The sequence below is a fragment of the Lapillicoccus sp. genome (assembly GCF_046595215.1).
Classification (GTDB): domain Bacteria; phylum Actinomycetota; class Actinomycetes; order Actinomycetales; family Dermatophilaceae; genus Lapillicoccus.
This window is the reverse complement of record NZ_JBKJPP010000217.1, coordinates 1-15,656: the sequence shown is the minus strand read 5'-3', so window position 1 is coordinate 15,656 and position 15,656 is coordinate 1. Positions and strand designations below refer to the sequence as shown.

Annotated in this window: 15 protein-coding genes and 1 pseudogene; 1 reads left to right on the top strand and 15 read right to left on the bottom strand. The window is 71.8% G+C overall.

Features of this window, described 5'->3' with window-relative positions:
- The 5 genes from gatB to ligA all read right to left on the bottom strand — a co-directional run.
- A partial coding sequence (gatB, locus tag ACLL9L_RS18675) for an Asp-tRNA(Asn)/Glu-tRNA(Gln) amidotransferase subunit GatB (protein WP_411286154.1) occupies positions 1 to 1,151 on the bottom strand: 1,151 nt, incomplete at its 3' end.
- Positions 1,152 to 1,153: 2 nt separating this feature from the next.
- Positions 1,154 to 2,662 carry an Asp-tRNA(Asn)/Glu-tRNA(Gln) amidotransferase subunit GatA gene (gatA, locus tag ACLL9L_RS18670; protein WP_411286157.1) on the bottom strand — a complete coding sequence of 503 codons (1,509 nt, stop codon included), beginning with the start codon at positions 2,660 to 2,662 and terminating at the stop codon, positions 1,154 to 1,156.
- A gap of 130 nt (positions 2,663 to 2,792) precedes the next feature.
- Positions 2,793 to 3,089: an Asp-tRNA(Asn)/Glu-tRNA(Gln) amidotransferase subunit GatC gene (gene gatC / locus ACLL9L_RS18665; RefSeq protein ID WP_411286153.1), complete on the bottom strand. Its 297-nt coding sequence runs from the start codon at positions 3,087 to 3,089 to the stop codon at positions 2,793 to 2,795.
- A 161-nt stretch (positions 3,090 to 3,250) separates the two neighbouring features.
- Entirely contained in the window at positions 3,251 to 3,742 is a 492-nt protein-coding gene (locus tag ACLL9L_RS18660) for a hypothetical protein (protein WP_411286152.1), read from the bottom strand.
- A gap of 201 nt (positions 3,743 to 3,943) precedes the next feature.
- Entirely contained in the window at positions 3,944 to 6,016 is a 2,073-nt protein-coding gene (gene ligA / locus ACLL9L_RS18655; RefSeq protein WP_411286156.1) for an NAD-dependent DNA ligase LigA, read from the bottom strand.
- Between the two features lie 270 nt (positions 6,017 to 6,286).
- On the opposite strand from ligA, the pseudogene ACLL9L_RS18650 reads away from it, so the two are divergent.
- Positions 6,287 to 6,894 (top strand): annotated as a pseudogene (locus tag ACLL9L_RS18650) (Ig-like domain-containing protein); the annotation flags it as partial.
- A gap of 228 nt (positions 6,895 to 7,122) precedes the next feature.
- On the opposite strand, the gene ACLL9L_RS18645 reads toward ACLL9L_RS18650, so the two are convergent.
- From ACLL9L_RS18645 to ACLL9L_RS18600, 10 genes are all read right to left on the bottom strand, one after another.
- A complete protein-coding gene (locus ACLL9L_RS18645) occupies positions 7,123 to 8,130 on the bottom strand; it encodes a DMT family transporter (RefSeq protein ID WP_411286151.1) in 1,008 nt (335 codons plus the stop codon).
- Positions 8,117 to 9,121, bottom strand: coding sequence for a methionine synthase (locus ACLL9L_RS18640; protein ID WP_411286150.1), 1,005 nt, complete (start codon positions 9,119 to 9,121; stop codon positions 8,117 to 8,119). Before ACLL9L_RS18640 ends, ACLL9L_RS18645 begins: the two co-directional genes overlap by 14 nt.
- Before the next feature lie 9 nt (positions 9,122 to 9,130).
- Positions 9,131 to 9,745: a 2'-5' RNA ligase family protein gene (locus ACLL9L_RS18635; protein ID WP_411286149.1), complete on the bottom strand. Its 615-nt coding sequence runs from the start codon at positions 9,743 to 9,745 to the stop codon at positions 9,131 to 9,133.
- Positions 9,746 to 9,748: 3 nt separating this feature from the next.
- The gene (locus tag ACLL9L_RS18630; RefSeq protein WP_411286148.1) at positions 9,749 to 10,144 is read right to left on the bottom strand and encodes an MmcQ/YjbR family DNA-binding protein; all 396 of its coding nucleotides are present in this window, start codon (positions 10,142 to 10,144) and stop codon (positions 9,749 to 9,751) included.
- Between the two features lie 50 nt (positions 10,145 to 10,194).
- Positions 10,195 to 10,662 carry a PPOX class F420-dependent oxidoreductase gene (locus ACLL9L_RS18625; protein WP_411286147.1) on the bottom strand — a complete coding sequence of 156 codons (468 nt, stop codon included), beginning with the start codon at positions 10,660 to 10,662 and terminating at the stop codon, positions 10,195 to 10,197.
- 615 nt (positions 10,663 to 11,277) lie between these two features.
- Positions 11,278 to 11,595 (bottom strand): type II toxin-antitoxin system PemK/MazF family toxin, encoded by a 318-nt coding sequence (locus tag ACLL9L_RS18620; protein WP_411286146.1) that lies wholly within the window; start codon positions 11,593 to 11,595, stop codon positions 11,278 to 11,280.
- On the bottom strand, positions 11,585 to 11,815 hold the full coding sequence (locus tag ACLL9L_RS18615; RefSeq protein WP_411286145.1) for a hypothetical protein: 231 nt from the start codon (positions 11,813 to 11,815) through the stop codon (positions 11,585 to 11,587). Before ACLL9L_RS18615 ends, ACLL9L_RS18620 begins: the two co-directional genes overlap by 11 nt.
- 747 nt (positions 11,816 to 12,562) lie before the next feature.
- Positions 12,563 to 13,654 (bottom strand): tRNA 2-thiouridine(34) synthase MnmA, encoded by a 1,092-nt coding sequence (gene mnmA / locus ACLL9L_RS18610; RefSeq protein ID WP_411286155.1) that lies wholly within the window; start codon positions 13,652 to 13,654, stop codon positions 12,563 to 12,565.
- Complete coding sequence (locus ACLL9L_RS18605; RefSeq protein WP_411286144.1) at positions 13,654 to 14,838, bottom strand: cysteine desulfurase family protein; 1,185 nt, start codon at positions 14,836 to 14,838, stop codon at positions 13,654 to 13,656. The genes mnmA and ACLL9L_RS18605 overlap by 1 nt, the downstream gene beginning before the upstream one ends.
- A gap of 184 nt (positions 14,839 to 15,022) precedes the next feature.
- Positions 15,023 to 15,656 (bottom strand): GNAT family N-acetyltransferase (locus tag ACLL9L_RS18600; RefSeq protein WP_411286143.1); only part of this gene is annotated, 634 nt, incomplete at its 5' end.

Genomic DNA, 15,656 nt, shown 5'->3' with positions numbered 1-15,656 from the left:
GCAAGATAGCCCAGCCACCAGTTGCGCGCCTCGGCTGCCGGCGCGCCGGCAGCGACTGTGTCGGCGAAGGCATCCACCGCTCCGGCGTTGACCAGCGCCAGCAGTTCGTCGGCGCTCAGGCCCAGCTCCGCGCGCAACCGGCTGCGGCGGGCCGCGGGCAGCTCCGGCAACGCGGCGCCGATCTCGGCAATCCAGGCCGCGTCCGGCGCCACCGGGACCAGGTCGGGCTCGGGGAAGTACCGGTAGTCGGTGGCCTCCTCCTTGCTGCGGCCGGACGTCGACTTCCCGGTGTCCTCGTGGAAGTGCCGCGTCTCCTGGACGATCCGCTCGCCGTGGCGCAGCCGGTGGGCCTGCCGCTCGACCTCGGACCGCACCGCCCGCTCCACCGAGCGCAGCGAGTTGACGTTCTTGGTCTCGGTCCGGGTGCCGAGCCGGACCGCGTCCTGGGCACCGGCCCCGCCGTCGACCTTCGGTCGCAGAGACAGGTTGACGTCGCAGCGCATCGAGCCCTGCTCCATCTTGACGTCGGAGACGTCGAGCGCCTTGAGCAGGTCGCGCAGCGCGGAGACGTAGGCCTTGGCGACCTCGGGCGCACGCTCCCCCGCGCCGAGCATCGGCTTCGTGACGATCTCGACCAGCGGGATGCCGGCGCGGTTGTAGTCGACCAGGGAGTGGTCGGCGCCATGGATGCGCCCGGTGGCGCCGCCGACGTGCAGCGACTTGCCGGTGTCCTCCTCCATGTGGGCCCGCTCGATCTCCACGCGGTAGGTCGTGCCGTCGTCGAGCTCGACGTCGAGGTGGCCCTCGAAGGCAATCGGCTCGTCGTACTGCGACGTCTGGAAGTTCTTCGGCATGTCGGGGTAGAAGTAGTTCTTGCGGGCGAAGCGGCACCACGGCGCGATCTCGCAGTTCAGCGCGAGCCCGATCCGGATCGCCGACTCGACGGCCCTCTCGTTGACGACGGGCAGCGCGCCGGGCAGCCCGAGGCACACGGGGCAGACCTGGGTGTTGGGGTCCGCGCCGAACCCGGTGGCGCAGGCGCAGAACATCTTCGTCGCCGTGCCCAGCTCGACGTGAACCTCGAGGCCCATGACCGGGTCGAACGACCCGAGCGCCTCGTCGTAGGTCAGCACTGCTTCGGTGGCAGCCATGGTCACGCCTCCTTGGACGTCGTGGGTGGCGCGGTGAACGGCGGGGTCAGTGACGGGGCCCGGTCGAGCAGGGGTCCGCCCCACCGCTCCACGAGGGCGCCTTCGAGGGCCGCGCCCACGGCATACAGGCGCTCGTCCCTGGTCGCCGGCGCGAGGATCTGGATGCCGGTCGGCAGGCCGTCCTCGTCGGCGAGGCCACTGGGCAGCGACATCCCCGGGACCCCCGCGAGGTTGGCCGGGATCGTGGCAATGTCGTTGAGGTACATGGCCATCGGGTCGTCGAGCTTCTCGCCGATGCGGAAGGCCGTCGTCGGCGCCGTCGGTGAGACGAGGACATCGGCCACCTCGAAGGCCCGGGTGAAGTCGTCGGCGATGAGGCGTCGGACCTTCTGCGCCTGGCCGTAGCAGGCGCCGTAGTAGCCCGACGACAGCGCGTAGGTGCCCAGGATGATGCGCCGCTTGACCTCGTCGCCGAAGCCCGCGTCGCGCGTGGCCGCCATCACCTGCTCGGCGCTCGGGTCGTCGACCCCGGACGGGAGCACCCGCATCCCGTAACGCATCGCGTCGAACTTGGCGAGGTTGCTCGAGGCCTCGCTGGGGAGGATGAGGTAGTAGGCCGAGAGGGCGTAGTCAAAGTTGGGGCAGTCGACCTCGACGACCTTCGCGCCGCCGTCGACAAGCAGCTGGACCGACTCCTCGAAGCGGGCCCGGACCCCCGCCTGGTATCCCTCGCCGCCGAGCTGCGTGACGACCCCGATCGTCATCCCCGAGACGTCGGCGCGACGGGCCGCCTCGACGACCGGGGGCACCGGCGCGTCGATCGACGTCGAGTCGAGCGGGTCGTGACCGCCGATGAGCGAGTGGAGCAGCGCGGCGTCGAGGACGCTGCGAGTGCACGGCCCGGCTTGGTCGAGGCTGGAGGCGAGGGCGACGAGACCGTAGCGCGAGACGCCGCCGTAGGTCGGCTTGGTCCCGACCGTGCCGGTCACCGCAGCCGGTTGGCGGATCGAGCCCCCCGTGTCCGTGCCGATCGCCAGCGGCGCCTGGAAGCTCGCGACGACGCTGGACGAGCCACCGCCGGAGCCACCGGGGATCCGGTCGAGGTCCCACGGGTTGTGGCTGGGGCCCCAGGCGGAGTGCTCGGTCGAGGAGCCCATCGCGAACTCGTCCATGTTGGTCTTGCCGAGGATCGGCAGGCCCGCCTCGCGCAGCCTGCGCACCAGGGTCGCGTCGTAGGGCGGCACCCAGCCCTCGAGGATCTTCGAGCCGCACGTCGTCGGCAGGCCCTGGGTCGCGACGATGTCCTTCACCGCGATGGGCACGCCCGCGAGGACGTCGAGGTCCTCGCCCGCGGCACGGCGCCCGTCGACGGCGCGGGCCTGCTCGAGGGCGCCCTCGCGGTCGACGTGCAGGTAGGAGTGGACGGCGCCGTCGACGGCGTCGGTGCGCTCGAGGTGCGCGCGGGTCAGCTCGACGGAGCTGACCTCCTTGGACGCGAGGAGGCTCGCCATGTCGGCGGCACTCAGGCGGGTCAGGTCAGTGGTCACGTTCGGGCCTCTTGTGATGTCGGGGGGGTATGCCGTGGGGGCTGGGTTCCGCTGCGGCGCACCGGAGGTGGTCACCCGGCACCGGAGCGCTCGGTCAGTCCTCGGTCAGGATCCGGGGCACGGAGAAGCGCTGCTGCTCACGCTGTGGGGCCCCGGACAGGGCCTGCTCGGCAGTCAGCCCGGGGCGGACGACGTCGGGGCGGGTGACGTTGGTCAGCGGCAGCGGGTGCGACATCGGCTCGACCCCGTCGGTCGGTGCCTGCTGCACCCGCGCCACCGAGTCGAGGATGACCGTGAGCTCGCCAAGCATCCGGTCCAGCTCGGCGTCGCTCAGGTCGATGCGGGCCAGGTCGGCCAGGTGCGCGACGTCGTCGCGGGACAAGGAAGACATGGCAGCCAGTCTATGGTGCCCGTTCGCGGCCATCCGTCGCGCAGTCCCGCTGCGTCCGGTGAACCGTCGCCACGGGTGACCACTTCGGGCAACTTCGGCTGATCACCACATCGGCACCGACGTGGCGGTGGCCACGAGTCCGAGCCCACCGCCGACGCCGGTCATTCCGTCTCCCGGAGCGCGGCCTCGATGTCGGTGAGCTTCTGGACGAGCAGCAGGCTGCCGGGGATGGGGCGGAACCCCAGCGACCCGTAGATCCGGGCAACCCGCTCATGCAGGGCGTCAACGACGACAAGCCCTGCGGCCACCGTTTGCGTTGCACCGACGATCCGCGCAAGTGCGTCGGCAACGGCGACCTCGCCGCGCCTGTGTCCGCGCAGGGACTCGGACAGGGCGAGGCGAGCAAGCAACACGGCGGGGATCTCAGTCGGCCCGCCGCGCACGATCGGAGTCGGAAAATCGGAGGCGGGGGACGAGCAGGGGTCGCGCAGGTCCGGGAGTCGGTCGTCGAGCGGTGCGAACCGATGGGGCGACCTCCCGCAGAGCTGGACCCGGCCGTCCCCGGCATAGCGGTAGGCGTCGCTGCTCGTGTGCGGCGGCACCATCAGCCAGGACAACCTGACGACCGTCGCGGTGACGATGACCGCGAGCACCGGCCACTGCCAACGGGATCCGGCCCGACGAACCCACTACGTCACGCGTAGTAGCCGACTACCGCGCCGTCTCGGGGCGAGCCAGCGGTGACGGGACTCAGGCCAGACGGGCGGCGGCTCAGGAGCTCTTGAAGCTGAGCCGGGTGCGCGGCGGCCACCCCAACCCCCTGGCGTGATCGGCCGACCGGGCCCAGATCTGGGTCAGTCCGTGGAGCCCGACTCGAGCAGCGTGCGGAAGCCCGCCTCGTCGAGCACCGGCACACCGAGCTCCGCCGCCTTCGCGGCCTTCGTCCCGGCGTTCTCGCCGACGACGACGTAGTCGGTCTTCTTCGACACCGACCCCGATGCCTTCCCGCCACGGGCGAGAATGGCCTCCTTCGACTCGTCCCGGGAGAAGCCCTCGAGCGAGCCGGTGACGACGATGGTCAGGCCCGCGAGGGTCCGCTCGAGCGACTCGTCGCGGTCGTCCTCCATCCGGACGCCGGCGTCCCTCCACTTGTCGACGATCGCCTCGTGCCAGTCGACGCCGAACCACTCGATGACCGAGTCGGCGATGACGGCGCCGACGCCCTCCGCCTCGGACAGCTCCTCCCTCGAGGCGGTCCGAATGCGCTCCATCGAGGTGAAGTGCGCCGCCAGCGCGCGCGCGGCGCTCGGTCCGACGTGGCGGATCGACAGGGCCACCAGCACCCGCCACAACGGCTGCGCGCTGGCCCTCGCGAGGTTGTCGACGAGCTTGGTGCCGTTGGCGGACAGCACCTTGCCGTCGACGACGGAATCCTCGGGGTCGGTCTTCCTCGCCGCGCGGGTGAAAAGCCCCGCCTGGCCGATCTGCTGCCTCGTCAGCGCGAAGAGGTCGCCCTCGTCGGTGACGACGCCCGCCTCGAGCAGCGCCCCGGCGCCCTCCCACCCCAGCGCCTCGATGTCGAAGGCCCCGCGTCCGGCCAGGCCCGACAGCCGCTCGCGCAGCTGGGCGGGGCAGGAGCGCGAGTTGGGGCAGCGTAGGTCCTTGTCGCCCTCCTTCTGCGGGGCGAGCCCGGTGCCGCAGGAGGGGCAGTGCGTCGGCATGACGAACTCGCGCTCGGTGCCGTCACGCAGCTCGACGACCGGCCCGACGATCTCGGGGATGACGTCGCCGGCCTTGCGCAGGACGACGGTGTCCCCGATCAGGACGCCCTTGCGCCTGACCTCGAACGCGTTGTGCAGCGTGGCCATCTCGACGGTGGACCCGGCGACGGCGACGGGTTCCATCACGCCGAACGGGGTCACCCGCCCCGTGCGCCCGACGTTGACCTGGATGTCGAGCAGCCTCGTGTTGACCTCCTCGGGGGGGTACTTGAACGCGATGGCCCAACGCGGCGCCCGCGACGTCGAGCCCAGCCGGCGCTGGACGCTGACCTCGTCGACCTTGACGACGACGCCGTCGAGCTCGTGCTCCACCGAATGCCGGTGCTCCCCGTAGTGGGCGGCGTAGGCCGCCACCTCCTCGATCGTGTCCAGGACCTTGCTGTGCTCCGAGGTGGGCAGCCCCCACGCCTTGAGCGCGGCATACGCCTCGCTCTGGCGGGTGATGTCGAACCCGACCCGCGCCCCGATGCCGTGCACGAGCATCCGCAGCGGGCGGGAGGCGGTGACCCGGGGGTCCTTCATCCGCAGCGACCCCGCGGCGGCGTTGCGGGGGTTGGCGAACGGCGCCCTGCCTGCGGCGACGAGCCCGGCGTTGAGCTCGGCGAAGGCCGCCACCGGGAAGAACACCTCGCCGCGCACCTCGACCTGCGCTGGCACGTCGTCGCCGGACAACCGGTGCGGTATGCCGTGGATCGTGCGCACGTTGTGGGTGACGTCCTCCCCGGTGCGCCCGTCCCCGCGGGTCAGCGCCCGCGTGAGGCGCCCGTCCTCGTAGAGCAGGTTGATCGCGAGGCCGTCGATCTTAAGCTCGGTGAGGAAGTGGAAGCCGGTGCCGGCGCCGCGGGTCACCCGCTCGGCCCAGGCGGCGAGCTCCTCGTCGGAGAAGGCGTTGTCGAGGCTGAGCATCCGCTCCAGGTGGTCGACCGCGGTGAAGTCGGTCGAGAACGACGCGCCGCCCACCTGCTGCGTCGGGCTGTCCGGGGTGCGCAACGTGGGGTGCGCCCCCTCGAGCGCCGCGAGGTCTCGCATGAGCCGGTCGTAGTCGCCGTCGCTGACCGTCGGCCGATCCCTCACGTGATAGGCGAACTGGTGGCCGCGCGCCTGCTCGGCCAGGTCCGCCCACTCGTGGAGGACGTCCGCGGGCACCCCCGTCCCGGCCTCGAGAGACGGACTCGGGTCGGTCGGGGCCGAGGTGCTGGGGGTGCTGGGTGCCTTCGCCACCCGCTCATCCTGCCGCACCGTCCCGACAACTCCACGGCCTCCCGGCGCGCCGACGTGAGATGTGGTGCGGTCCTCCTGCCGGGGGACACTGTGTCGTGGGTTTGCCTGTGTCCGCAGGCTTTGTTGGTCTCCTCGAGAGGCGGTTGCATCTCGCACGCTGGGAACGCACCTCGACTCGCCGTGACGGCCGTCACGATGACCCTCGTCGGCCTCCTCGGTGCCTGCAGCGCCGGCCCCGGGTCCACCGCCCCCGGCACGGGCGGGCCCGTGGCGTCCAGCCGCTCCGTCTCCTCGCCGACCCCCCAGAGCCCCGCCACCACGGCTGCGCCCTCCGTCGTGCTGACGCCGAGCGTCTCACCACAGTCCCCGGTGCCGGTCGACACGGTGGTGTCCGTCGCCGCGTCCAACGGCACGGTCAGCGACGTGGTCCTGACCTACCAGGACCCGAAGAAGGGCGACGTCAACGTCGAGGGCGCCCTCGACCCGGCTGGCGAGAAGTGGGCCGCGGGCCGCCTCCTCGAGCCCGGGACGACCTACTCGCTGTCGATGACCGGCAAGAACCCCGAGGGCGCAGAGTCGACCCAGCACTCGACCTTCACGACACAGGACCTGTCCAAGAAGCAGCAGATCTTCCCCCAGATCATCGCCGACGGCTCGACCGTCGGCATCGCCATGTCGGTGATCGTCCACTTCGACGTCCCGGTGAAGGACAAGGCCACCTTCGAGAAGCGGATGACGGTGACGTCGACCCTCAGCAGGCCGGGTCCTGGAACTGGATCAGCAGCAACGAGGCGCACTGGCGCCCTGCCACCTACTGGCAGCCGGGCACCAGGGTCGCCGTGGGTGTCGACGTCGACAGCGTCGCCGCCGGCAACGAGACCTACGGGCAGCTGTCCGTCAGCCACGGCTGCATCGGGATGAGCGACGCCGACGCCGCCTGCCTCTTCGGCACCGTCAGGGTCGGCGATCCGTCGTGGTTGGCGGGACCGCCAGAGGGCTCGAGGCCGGCAACGGCTGGACGGACTGGAACGTCACCTTCGACCAGTGGGGGACCGGGTCGGCGCTCGCCGGCTGAGGCGCCTCCCGCCGCCGCGGCGCTGCTGCGGCAGACCCGTCACGACAGCCGCCGCGAGGACGATCGCGGCGCCGACGACCTGGGGCCAGCGCAACCGCTCGTGCAGGAACGCGACGCCGAGCAGGACCGCGACGACGGGGATGACGTAGGTCACCGTGGCCGCCACCGTCGGTCCGACCGCCCGCACGACGTCGAACTGGAGCGAGAAGGCCACCCCGGTGCCGACCACCCCCAGTGCGAGCACCGCCACGACCGGCAGTGACGCCGGGCCGGAGCCGGGCACGGTCGACCACGGCGCGGCGAACGTGTCGCGGTGCAACAGCCACCACACCGTGACCACCACAAGCAGCTGCGCCGACGACACCAGCAGCTGGGCCGCGGGCAGGCTGAGGCCACCGGCGTCGCCGGGCCCGAGGAACCGCTTGAGGTAGGTCCAGCCCAACCCGTAGGACGCCCCGGCCAACAGGGTCATCCCGAAGCCGACCAGGTCCGGCCGGCCGCCCGACTCCCACGGCTGCACGATGACGACGACGCCGAGGAACCCGACGACCACCGACCACACCTTGCGGCGCGAGAGCCGTTCCCCCGGCAGGAGGAGCAGCGTGAACAGCACCGCGGCCAGCGGGGTCGTAGCGTTGCCGATGCCCGCCAGGGCCGAGCTGACCCGCTCCTCCCCGAGCGGGAAGAGGGTGAACGGCAGCGACGAGAGGAAGAGGCCCGACGCGCCGAGGTGCCACCAGACCCGGCGCGAGCGCGGCAGCCGGACACCGGTCAGGGCGACCACGACGAGCACCGTCGCGGTGCCCGACAGGACGCGCAGCGTCGCGACCTGTAGCGGCGCCAGTGCCTCGAGGCCGATCTTGATCAGCAGGAAGCTCGCACCCCAGATCACCGCCAGGGCGGCGAACTTGGCCTGCCAGGGCAGCCTCGGGCCGGCCGCGGCAAGGGGGTCAGTCGAGGGCACGTTCGGTCAGTTCCTTCGCGGCGTCGACGCAGGTCCGCTGGATCTCCCGCGCGACCTGGGGGATGACGGACGCCATGCCGCACGCAGGGGTGACGACCAGCCCCCCGAGGGTCGTCGTGGGCAGCCCGATCTCGCGCCAGCGCGACACCAGCCCGGCGGCGACCGACTGCGCGCGCGGCACCGGTCCAGCGGTGGAGACGCACCCGGCATACAGGGTCATGCCGTCCTCGATCCCGCCGGCGACCTCCTCCCAGCCCCGCCCGTCGAGGAGCGAGGTGTCCGTCGCGAGGTCGGCGCCGGTCTGGCGCAGCAACGGCAGCGGTATGCCGGGGGCGCAGCAGTGGATGAGCGTCTCGCCGCCGTCGGCTCCCCCCAGGACGGCCTGGAGGCCGGCGAGCACGACCTGCCGGTCAACGGCGCGGATCGTGCCGAAGCCGGAGGCGGTCGGGAGGTGTCCGGCGAGGACGGCCGGGAGGGAGGGCTCGTCGAGCTGGAGGACGAGCAGGGCGCCGGGCACCAGCCGGCGGACCTGCGCGAGGTGCTGCCGCACCCCCTCGGCCAGGGAGTCGACGAGGTCCCGCGAGGCCCCCTCGTCGACGACGGCGCGCTCACCACGGTGCAGCCACACGCTCGCAGCGAGCGTCCACGGGCCGGCGACCTGCAGCTTGAGCCGCCCGGTCCAGCCGTCGAAGGCCTCCGCCAGCTCGTCGAGGTCCTCGCTGAGGAAGGCCGCCGTGCGGTGGGCGTCGAGTCCGGGCCGGTCGACGAAGCGCCACCCGATCGGCTGGAGGTCGACGGGCAGCTCGACGAGGAGACCGGCTGCGCGGCCGATGACGTCCGATCCCGGCCCGCGGTCCGGTAGCTCCGGGAGGTAGGGAAGCCAGCCGGTCTCCGCCTCGCCAGCGTCACCTCCGAGGGCATCCCGCACCTCCCGCAGGGTCTCGCGGACATCCGTGCCCGGCCAGGATCCGATGCCGCTCGCGGTGGTCATCCGGCGACTCTATCCACGGGGCGTGCCGGATCCACGGAGCGGGCCGGCCGACGGCGGCGACACCGGCGTGGGGTGCGCGGAGGGCAGGGCCGGCCGTCCGCCACCGCCGAGGGCCCACTCCTGACGGGTCGCCGGGTCCCAGCGGCGGGCCGCCACGAAGGTGACGTCCTCCTGCGACCAGGCAGCGAGCACCGCGAGCACCGCGTCGAGGTCGGCCGCGCAGACCCGCCGAGCCAGCGTGAGGTGGGGCGACCAGCGCCCGGGGGCCGTGAGGTGGTCGGCCGGGACACCGATGATCGAGGCGGCCAGTGCGTTGAGCCGAGCCAGCGGCGGCGCGACCTCGACGAGCCGGACGACCGCGTGCGGCCCCGGCCCGAAGACCGTCACGGCGCCCCACCGCACGGTGATCGGCAGCAGCGGTGGGAGAGCCGCCTCGAGGGCCTCGTCCTGCGCGGGGTCGACGAGCGGCGCGGCGACGACGGTGATGTGGGGTCGGTTGCTCCTCGACGGATGGCGCGCCAGGGAGGGCAGGTCGGCGGCCACGAGGGCGTCCCACTGCGCCCGGACGGCGGCATCGCCGGCAGCGTCGGGGACCAGCTCGACGGACTGCTGTGGGGCCGTCACCGGCTATTGCTGGGCGTCGTGGGCCTTGACGAGCCGGGGTCCGGCGATGCTGCGCCAGGCCTCGTCGACGAGCAGCTCGACGCGGTCCCAGTCCGGGCGGTGGTCGAGCCAGATCCCGATCCACCCCCTCGTGCCGACGTAGGGCGGCCGGAAGAACCGGGACGGGTCGTCCTCGAGCAGGTGCCGCTGGACCCCGTCCTGGGCCGCGGCCCAGAGGGCGACCCGCTCGTCGTGGTGGTGGTCGGCCAACATCACGAACATCCGCTTGCCGCCGACGAACCACGCCGGTTCGCCGTGGCTGATCCGCTCCTGCGTCCGGGGGAAGGTCATGCAGAGCGCGCGGACCGGCTCGACGACACCGGCGCGCCCATCCTGTCCGTCCGGTCCCCGTGCCGTCACCGGTCGTCCTGCGTCGTCGGCTCTCGGGGGCCGGGGACGGGTGGAGGTGCTCACTGGTCCGCGAGACGGGGCGGGAACCCGCCGGTGGCCACGGGTCCCCACCGCGTCGGGGTCACCCTGATGAGGCACTTGCCCTGGTCGACCATCGCCTGCCTGTACTCGTCCCAGTCGGGGTGCTCCCCCGAGATCGCCCGGAAGTAGTCGACCAGCGCTTCCACGGCCTCCGGCAGCTCGATGACCTCGACCGTCCCGTCGACCTGGACCCAGGCGCTGCCGAAGTCGTCCGAGAGCACGACGACGCTGGCCCGTGGGTCGCGGTGGGCGTTGCGCGACTTCGCCCGCTCCGGATAGCTCGAGATGACAATGCACCCCTGCTCGTCCACGCCCCCGGAGACCGGCGAGCTCTGCGGGAACCCGTCCGCCCGGAAGGTCGTGAGCACCATGTGGTGACGCGGTCGGACGAACTCCAGGAGGGCGTCCAGGTCGACACTGGTGGCGGTGGCAAGGGTGCGGGGCATGCCCACACGGTATGCTGTGCAGCCCGCTGCCGCCCGCCCGTCGCCCCGCTCGTCGTGGCCGGTCGCCCGCGCCATGAGCTCCTGCCGTCTGCGCGCTCGACGCCCTTGATGAACTCGGAGGCGGCACGCCGCCCGACGTCGTCGTGTGCTGGCTGCGGTGCCCGACATCGACCTCGCCACCACGCTCGGTCCAGCAGAGCCTTCAGGTGAGCCCACGGCATACTCCTCTCGTCGGATTCCTCGGAGCCTCTCCACGTTGGTCACGCAGGCAGCTGCCCAGACAAGGGTGCGCCTGGCTGCGACGCGCTCACCGCGAGGACGGCAAGGGCCCGCTCAGGCGAGCACAAAGTTGCCGGCACGACCGTGATGAGCGCCGCAACCAGATTCGAAGCAAGCGCTCAAGGGATGAGTCGCACCTCTGAGGTACAGAGGAACACCGACGGCCGCGGTGATCGCCAACCACGCGAGAATGCAGACCCAGTCAACGAGCATGGCAACCAGGCGGCTCCACGGGTGCCTGATCACGACACGATGTTACTGACGCATCACAACGCCAGGCCGGCTAGGGACGGCGCCGCGCCAAGACGATCTCCGACGAGTCATCCGAGCAGGCGGTCAGTCCAAGCCCAACACCGTCATCAGCGCTGTGTTGACGGCTCGCAACTCTGCGGCGCCGAGCCGCCCAGCGAACTGCCCCAACCGGGTCTCTGGATCGACGACGGTGAGCTGCTCGACCATCACGCGGGTTCTCACGCCGTCGATCTCGATCTCAGGTCGAAAGGTTGCCTCGCGCCTGCCTGTGGAGGTGGGTGCGACGACCCACGTGGCCAGCGGGAGGTCGTCGGACTGCACCACCACCGCAAACCGGGTCCCGGCCTGCTCGTGCCCACGGACGTCCTTGGGTGCGCGGAGCCGGTACAGGTCACCACGCACGAATGGCATCCATCTCCGCTGCCAGCTCACGCGACGCGGCGACGTCCTCAGGATCGTTGCGCAGCGACTCGGCCTCGGCTCGAAGACGCGCCCGGCGGTGCGCCCGGTCGGCCTCAAGGATTGCCGTCCTGGCCGCCTCAGAGCGCGACAGACCACCGCGGGTGAGCCCCTCCAGGGCGCGCTCCACCTCGGGATCAGTGCGTATCGTAAGCGAACTCATAGGACAGATCGTAACACTCTATGCACTGCTTCGAGCAGTGGCACCCAGTAGGAGCAATCCCGATTTCGTGTCACGGTTCCACATTCGTGTCATTGGCGTGTCACGGTTCCCATCTCGTGTCATCTGGGACCATCGAGGGGTGGCGGCCCACTCCGGCTTGGTGGACACAGAGGCGCTGTCGGTCGCTGACGGATCCGGAGATCAGCGCGTGGCTGAGTGATCTAGATGTCCATCGCGTCGTTCACGGTCTGCCGGTGCGCCGCAACCTGGCGGGCGCGCGCTGCAGAAGCTGTCCGTGACCGTGGCGGCTCATGGGGCCGGGTCGGGGATCGGGATGGAAAGGCCCTGCGCGACAGCAGGAACTCGCCCACGTCCGCCCATCAGAGGGGCCACGCGATCGTGGTCGGAGGACCCAAGGCTGCGCACGCTCATGCCGGCCGGTCGGCCGTCCACTTGTCCCTCCAGGAACGCTCGGATAGGACTGTCCCCGGGCACAAGACGTCTTTGGCGAGGAGTGGCACATGAGCGCGTCGAGTCCCCGCCGCCCGCGTCCCCGGCACCGACACGGACCTGGAACACGCATACACGCCGCCGACACGAAGGACCACCGACACCAGATCCGGATTCTGCAGCGCAGCGTTGTCGCGTACTGGCCGCGGCGCGTGATGTGGACCTCGCCACCCGGCTCGGTCCAGTCGACGCCTTCAGGTGAGCCCACGGCATACCCCCTCCGTCAGCCGGACCGTGTCAGCCGGCGGTGCGGTCGAGCGACACCTCGCTGATGGTGGCGGACCCGACCACCCGGGTCCCGTCGTAGAGGACGACGGACTGGCCCGGCGCGACGCCTCGGGCGCGCTCGTCGAGACGGACGTGCACCACGTCGCCGTCCGCCCACGCGGTCGCGGGGACCTCCTCGCCGTGGGCCCTGATCTGGGCGCCGACGGAGACGACGCCCTCGGGGGCGGCGCCGCACCAGCGGGCGTGCGAGCCCGTGATCGCGTTGACCCCGAGCAGGTCCCTGGTGCCGATGACGACCGTGTTGGTCGGCGCCTCGACCTCCACGACGTAGCGGGGGACGCCGTCGAGGGTGTCCTTGGCCAGGCCGAGCCCGCGGCGCTGGCCGACGGTGTAGGCGTAGGCGCCGGCGTGCTCGCCGACCACGGCCCCGCTCGTGTCGACGATGGCACCGGGCTGCTCGCCGAGCCGGTCGGTGAGCCACTGCCTGGTGTTGCCGTCGGCGATGAAGCAGATGTCGTGGCTGTCCGGCTTGCTGGCGACGAAGAAGCCTCTGGCCCGGGCCTCCTCGCGGATCTGTGGCTTGGTCGTGTCGCCGAGGGGGAAGAACGATCGGGCCAGCTGGTGCGCCTCGAGCACGCCGAGCACATAGGACTGGTCCTTGGCCATGTCCACGGCGCGGTGCAGCTCGCGCCGCCCGTCGCGCGCCTCCACGATCTGCGCGTAGTGGCCGGTCGCGACGGCGTCGAACCCGAGCGCGAGCGCCTTGTCGAGGAGTGCGGCGAACTTGATCTTCTCGTTGCAGCGCAGGCACGGGTTGGGGGTGCGCCCGGCGGCGTACTCCGCCACGAAGTCGTCGATGATGTCGGCCTTGAACCGGGCCGCCATGTCCCAGACGTAGAAGGGCACGCCGAGCATGTCCGCGACCCGGCGGGCGTCGCCGGCGTCCTCGACGGTGCAGCACCCGCGGGCACTCTCGCGCAACGTCGCGGCGTTCTGGCTCAGGGCGAGGTGAACGCCGACGACCTCGTGGCCGGCGTCGACCATCCTCGCGGCCGCCACGGCGGAGTCCACCCCCCCGCTCATCGCCGCCACGACGCGCATCACGCGCCGCCGGACGCCCGGCGGGCGCGCTCGACCGCGGCCGGCAGCGCCTGGAGGAAGGCATCGACATCGTCACGCGTCGAGGTGCGGCCGAGGGTCAGCCGCAGGGCACCCCGCGCCTGGGCCTCGCTCAGACCCATCGCGAGCAGGACGTGGCTCGGCTGTGGGACGCCGGCCTGGCAGGCAGATCCGGTCGAGCACTCGATGCCGGCGGCGTCGAGGAGGTAGAGGAGCGAGTCGCCCTCGCAGCCCGGGACGAGCAGGTGGGCGTTGCCCGGCAACCGGTGCTCGTGGTCCCCCGGCGTCCAGGACCCGCCGGGGCGGATGTCGAAGCCGAGCCCCATCGCGCCCGCGATCAGGTCGTCGCGCAGACCGGTCAGGCGCGCGGCCTCGGTGTCGAGCTCGGCCACGGCCGTCTGCACCGCGACCGCGAACCCGCGGATGGCGGCGGCGTCCAGCGTCCCGCTGCGCAGCTGCCGTTCCTGCCCCCCGCCGTGGGTCAGGGGCACGAGCTGGGCGTCCCGCTTGACCACCAGCGCCCCGACCCCGACCGGACCGCCGGTCTTGTGGGCGGTGACCGACACGAGGTCCGTGTCGGACGCGGCGATGTCCAGCGGCAGGTGCCCGAGGGCCTGGACCGCGTCACTGTGGACGGGGACACCGAACTTGTGGGCGAGCGCAGTGATGCCCGCAACGTCCTGGACCGTGCCGACCTCGTTGTTGGCCCACATGACCGAGACGAGGGCCACGGACTCCGGGTCCTGCTCGATGGCGGCCCGGACCGTCGCCGGGGCGACGAACCCGGCGTCGTCGCAGTCCAGCCAGGTAACCTTGGCCCCGTCGTGGGCGACCAGGAAGTCGACGCAGTCGAGGACGGCGTGGTGCTCGATCGCGCTGACGAGCAGGCGGATCCGGCGTGGGTCGGCGTCACGACGCGACCAGAAGGTCCCCTTCAGAGCCAGATTGTCGGACTCGGTCCCCCCGGACGTGAAGACGATCTCCGACGGGCGGCAGGCGATGGCCTGCGCGATCGTTTCGCGCGACTCCTCGACGACCCGGCGGGCCGACCGCCCGGACGTGTGCAGCGACGACGCGTTCCCGACCGTGCCCAGCTGCGTCATCATGGCCTCGATCGCCTCCTGATACATCGGAGTCGTCGCGGCGTGGTCGAGGTACGCGGGCACCCGTGAAGTCTAGTTCGGGCGCGGGTATGCCGTGTCCGGATGCCCCTTGGGTAGCGGTGATCCGCCGGGGACGAACGACGGGACGCGGAGGCGGAACGGTGTCGTCCTGAGCGTGCCGAGCCACGAGCGTCCCGTCGTCCGTCCCGCGCACGAGGGAACCCGACCCGCGGACCCTGACGGCCCCTCAGGGCCGGCGGTCGCGGGCGATGATCGCCATGACGTGGACGTCGTGCCACGTCCCGTCACGCAGGACGGCCTCACGGCGCACGCCCTCCCGCACGAACCCGACCTTCGTGTAGACCGCGATCGCCGCCGCGTTGAAGGAGTTCACCTCGAGGCCGAGCCGGTGCAGGCCGAGGGGGCCGAGAGCGAAGTCGCGGACCAGCCGCGTCGTCTCGGTGCCGTAGCCCAGGCCGTGGACCTCGGGCCCGATCAGGGAGATGCGGTAGGCCATCGAGGCGTTATCCTCGTCGAGCGCCATGAGCACCGCCTCACCGAGCACTGCGTCGTCGGCGATCCGCACGATGACCCAGTCGGCCCGGTCGTGCCGCTCGGTCGACCTCGCCATCCCGGCCCGGATCTGCCCGCGGGTGAACTCGTGCAACGTCCCGCCGCCGTTCGTGTCGTCCTCGTCGGCGAACATCGGCCACAGTCCGTCGACGTGCTGAGGGCCCATCGGCTCGAGGCGCACCAGCGCGCCGGTGAGCGTCGGCTGGTGCCGGAGCAGCTGGAGGTCGACCACCTCTAGACCCAACCAACTTCCGCACCCCACGGCAAGCGCCCTCGCCGCAAAGGGGCCGTGGGACTCCGACCGTGCT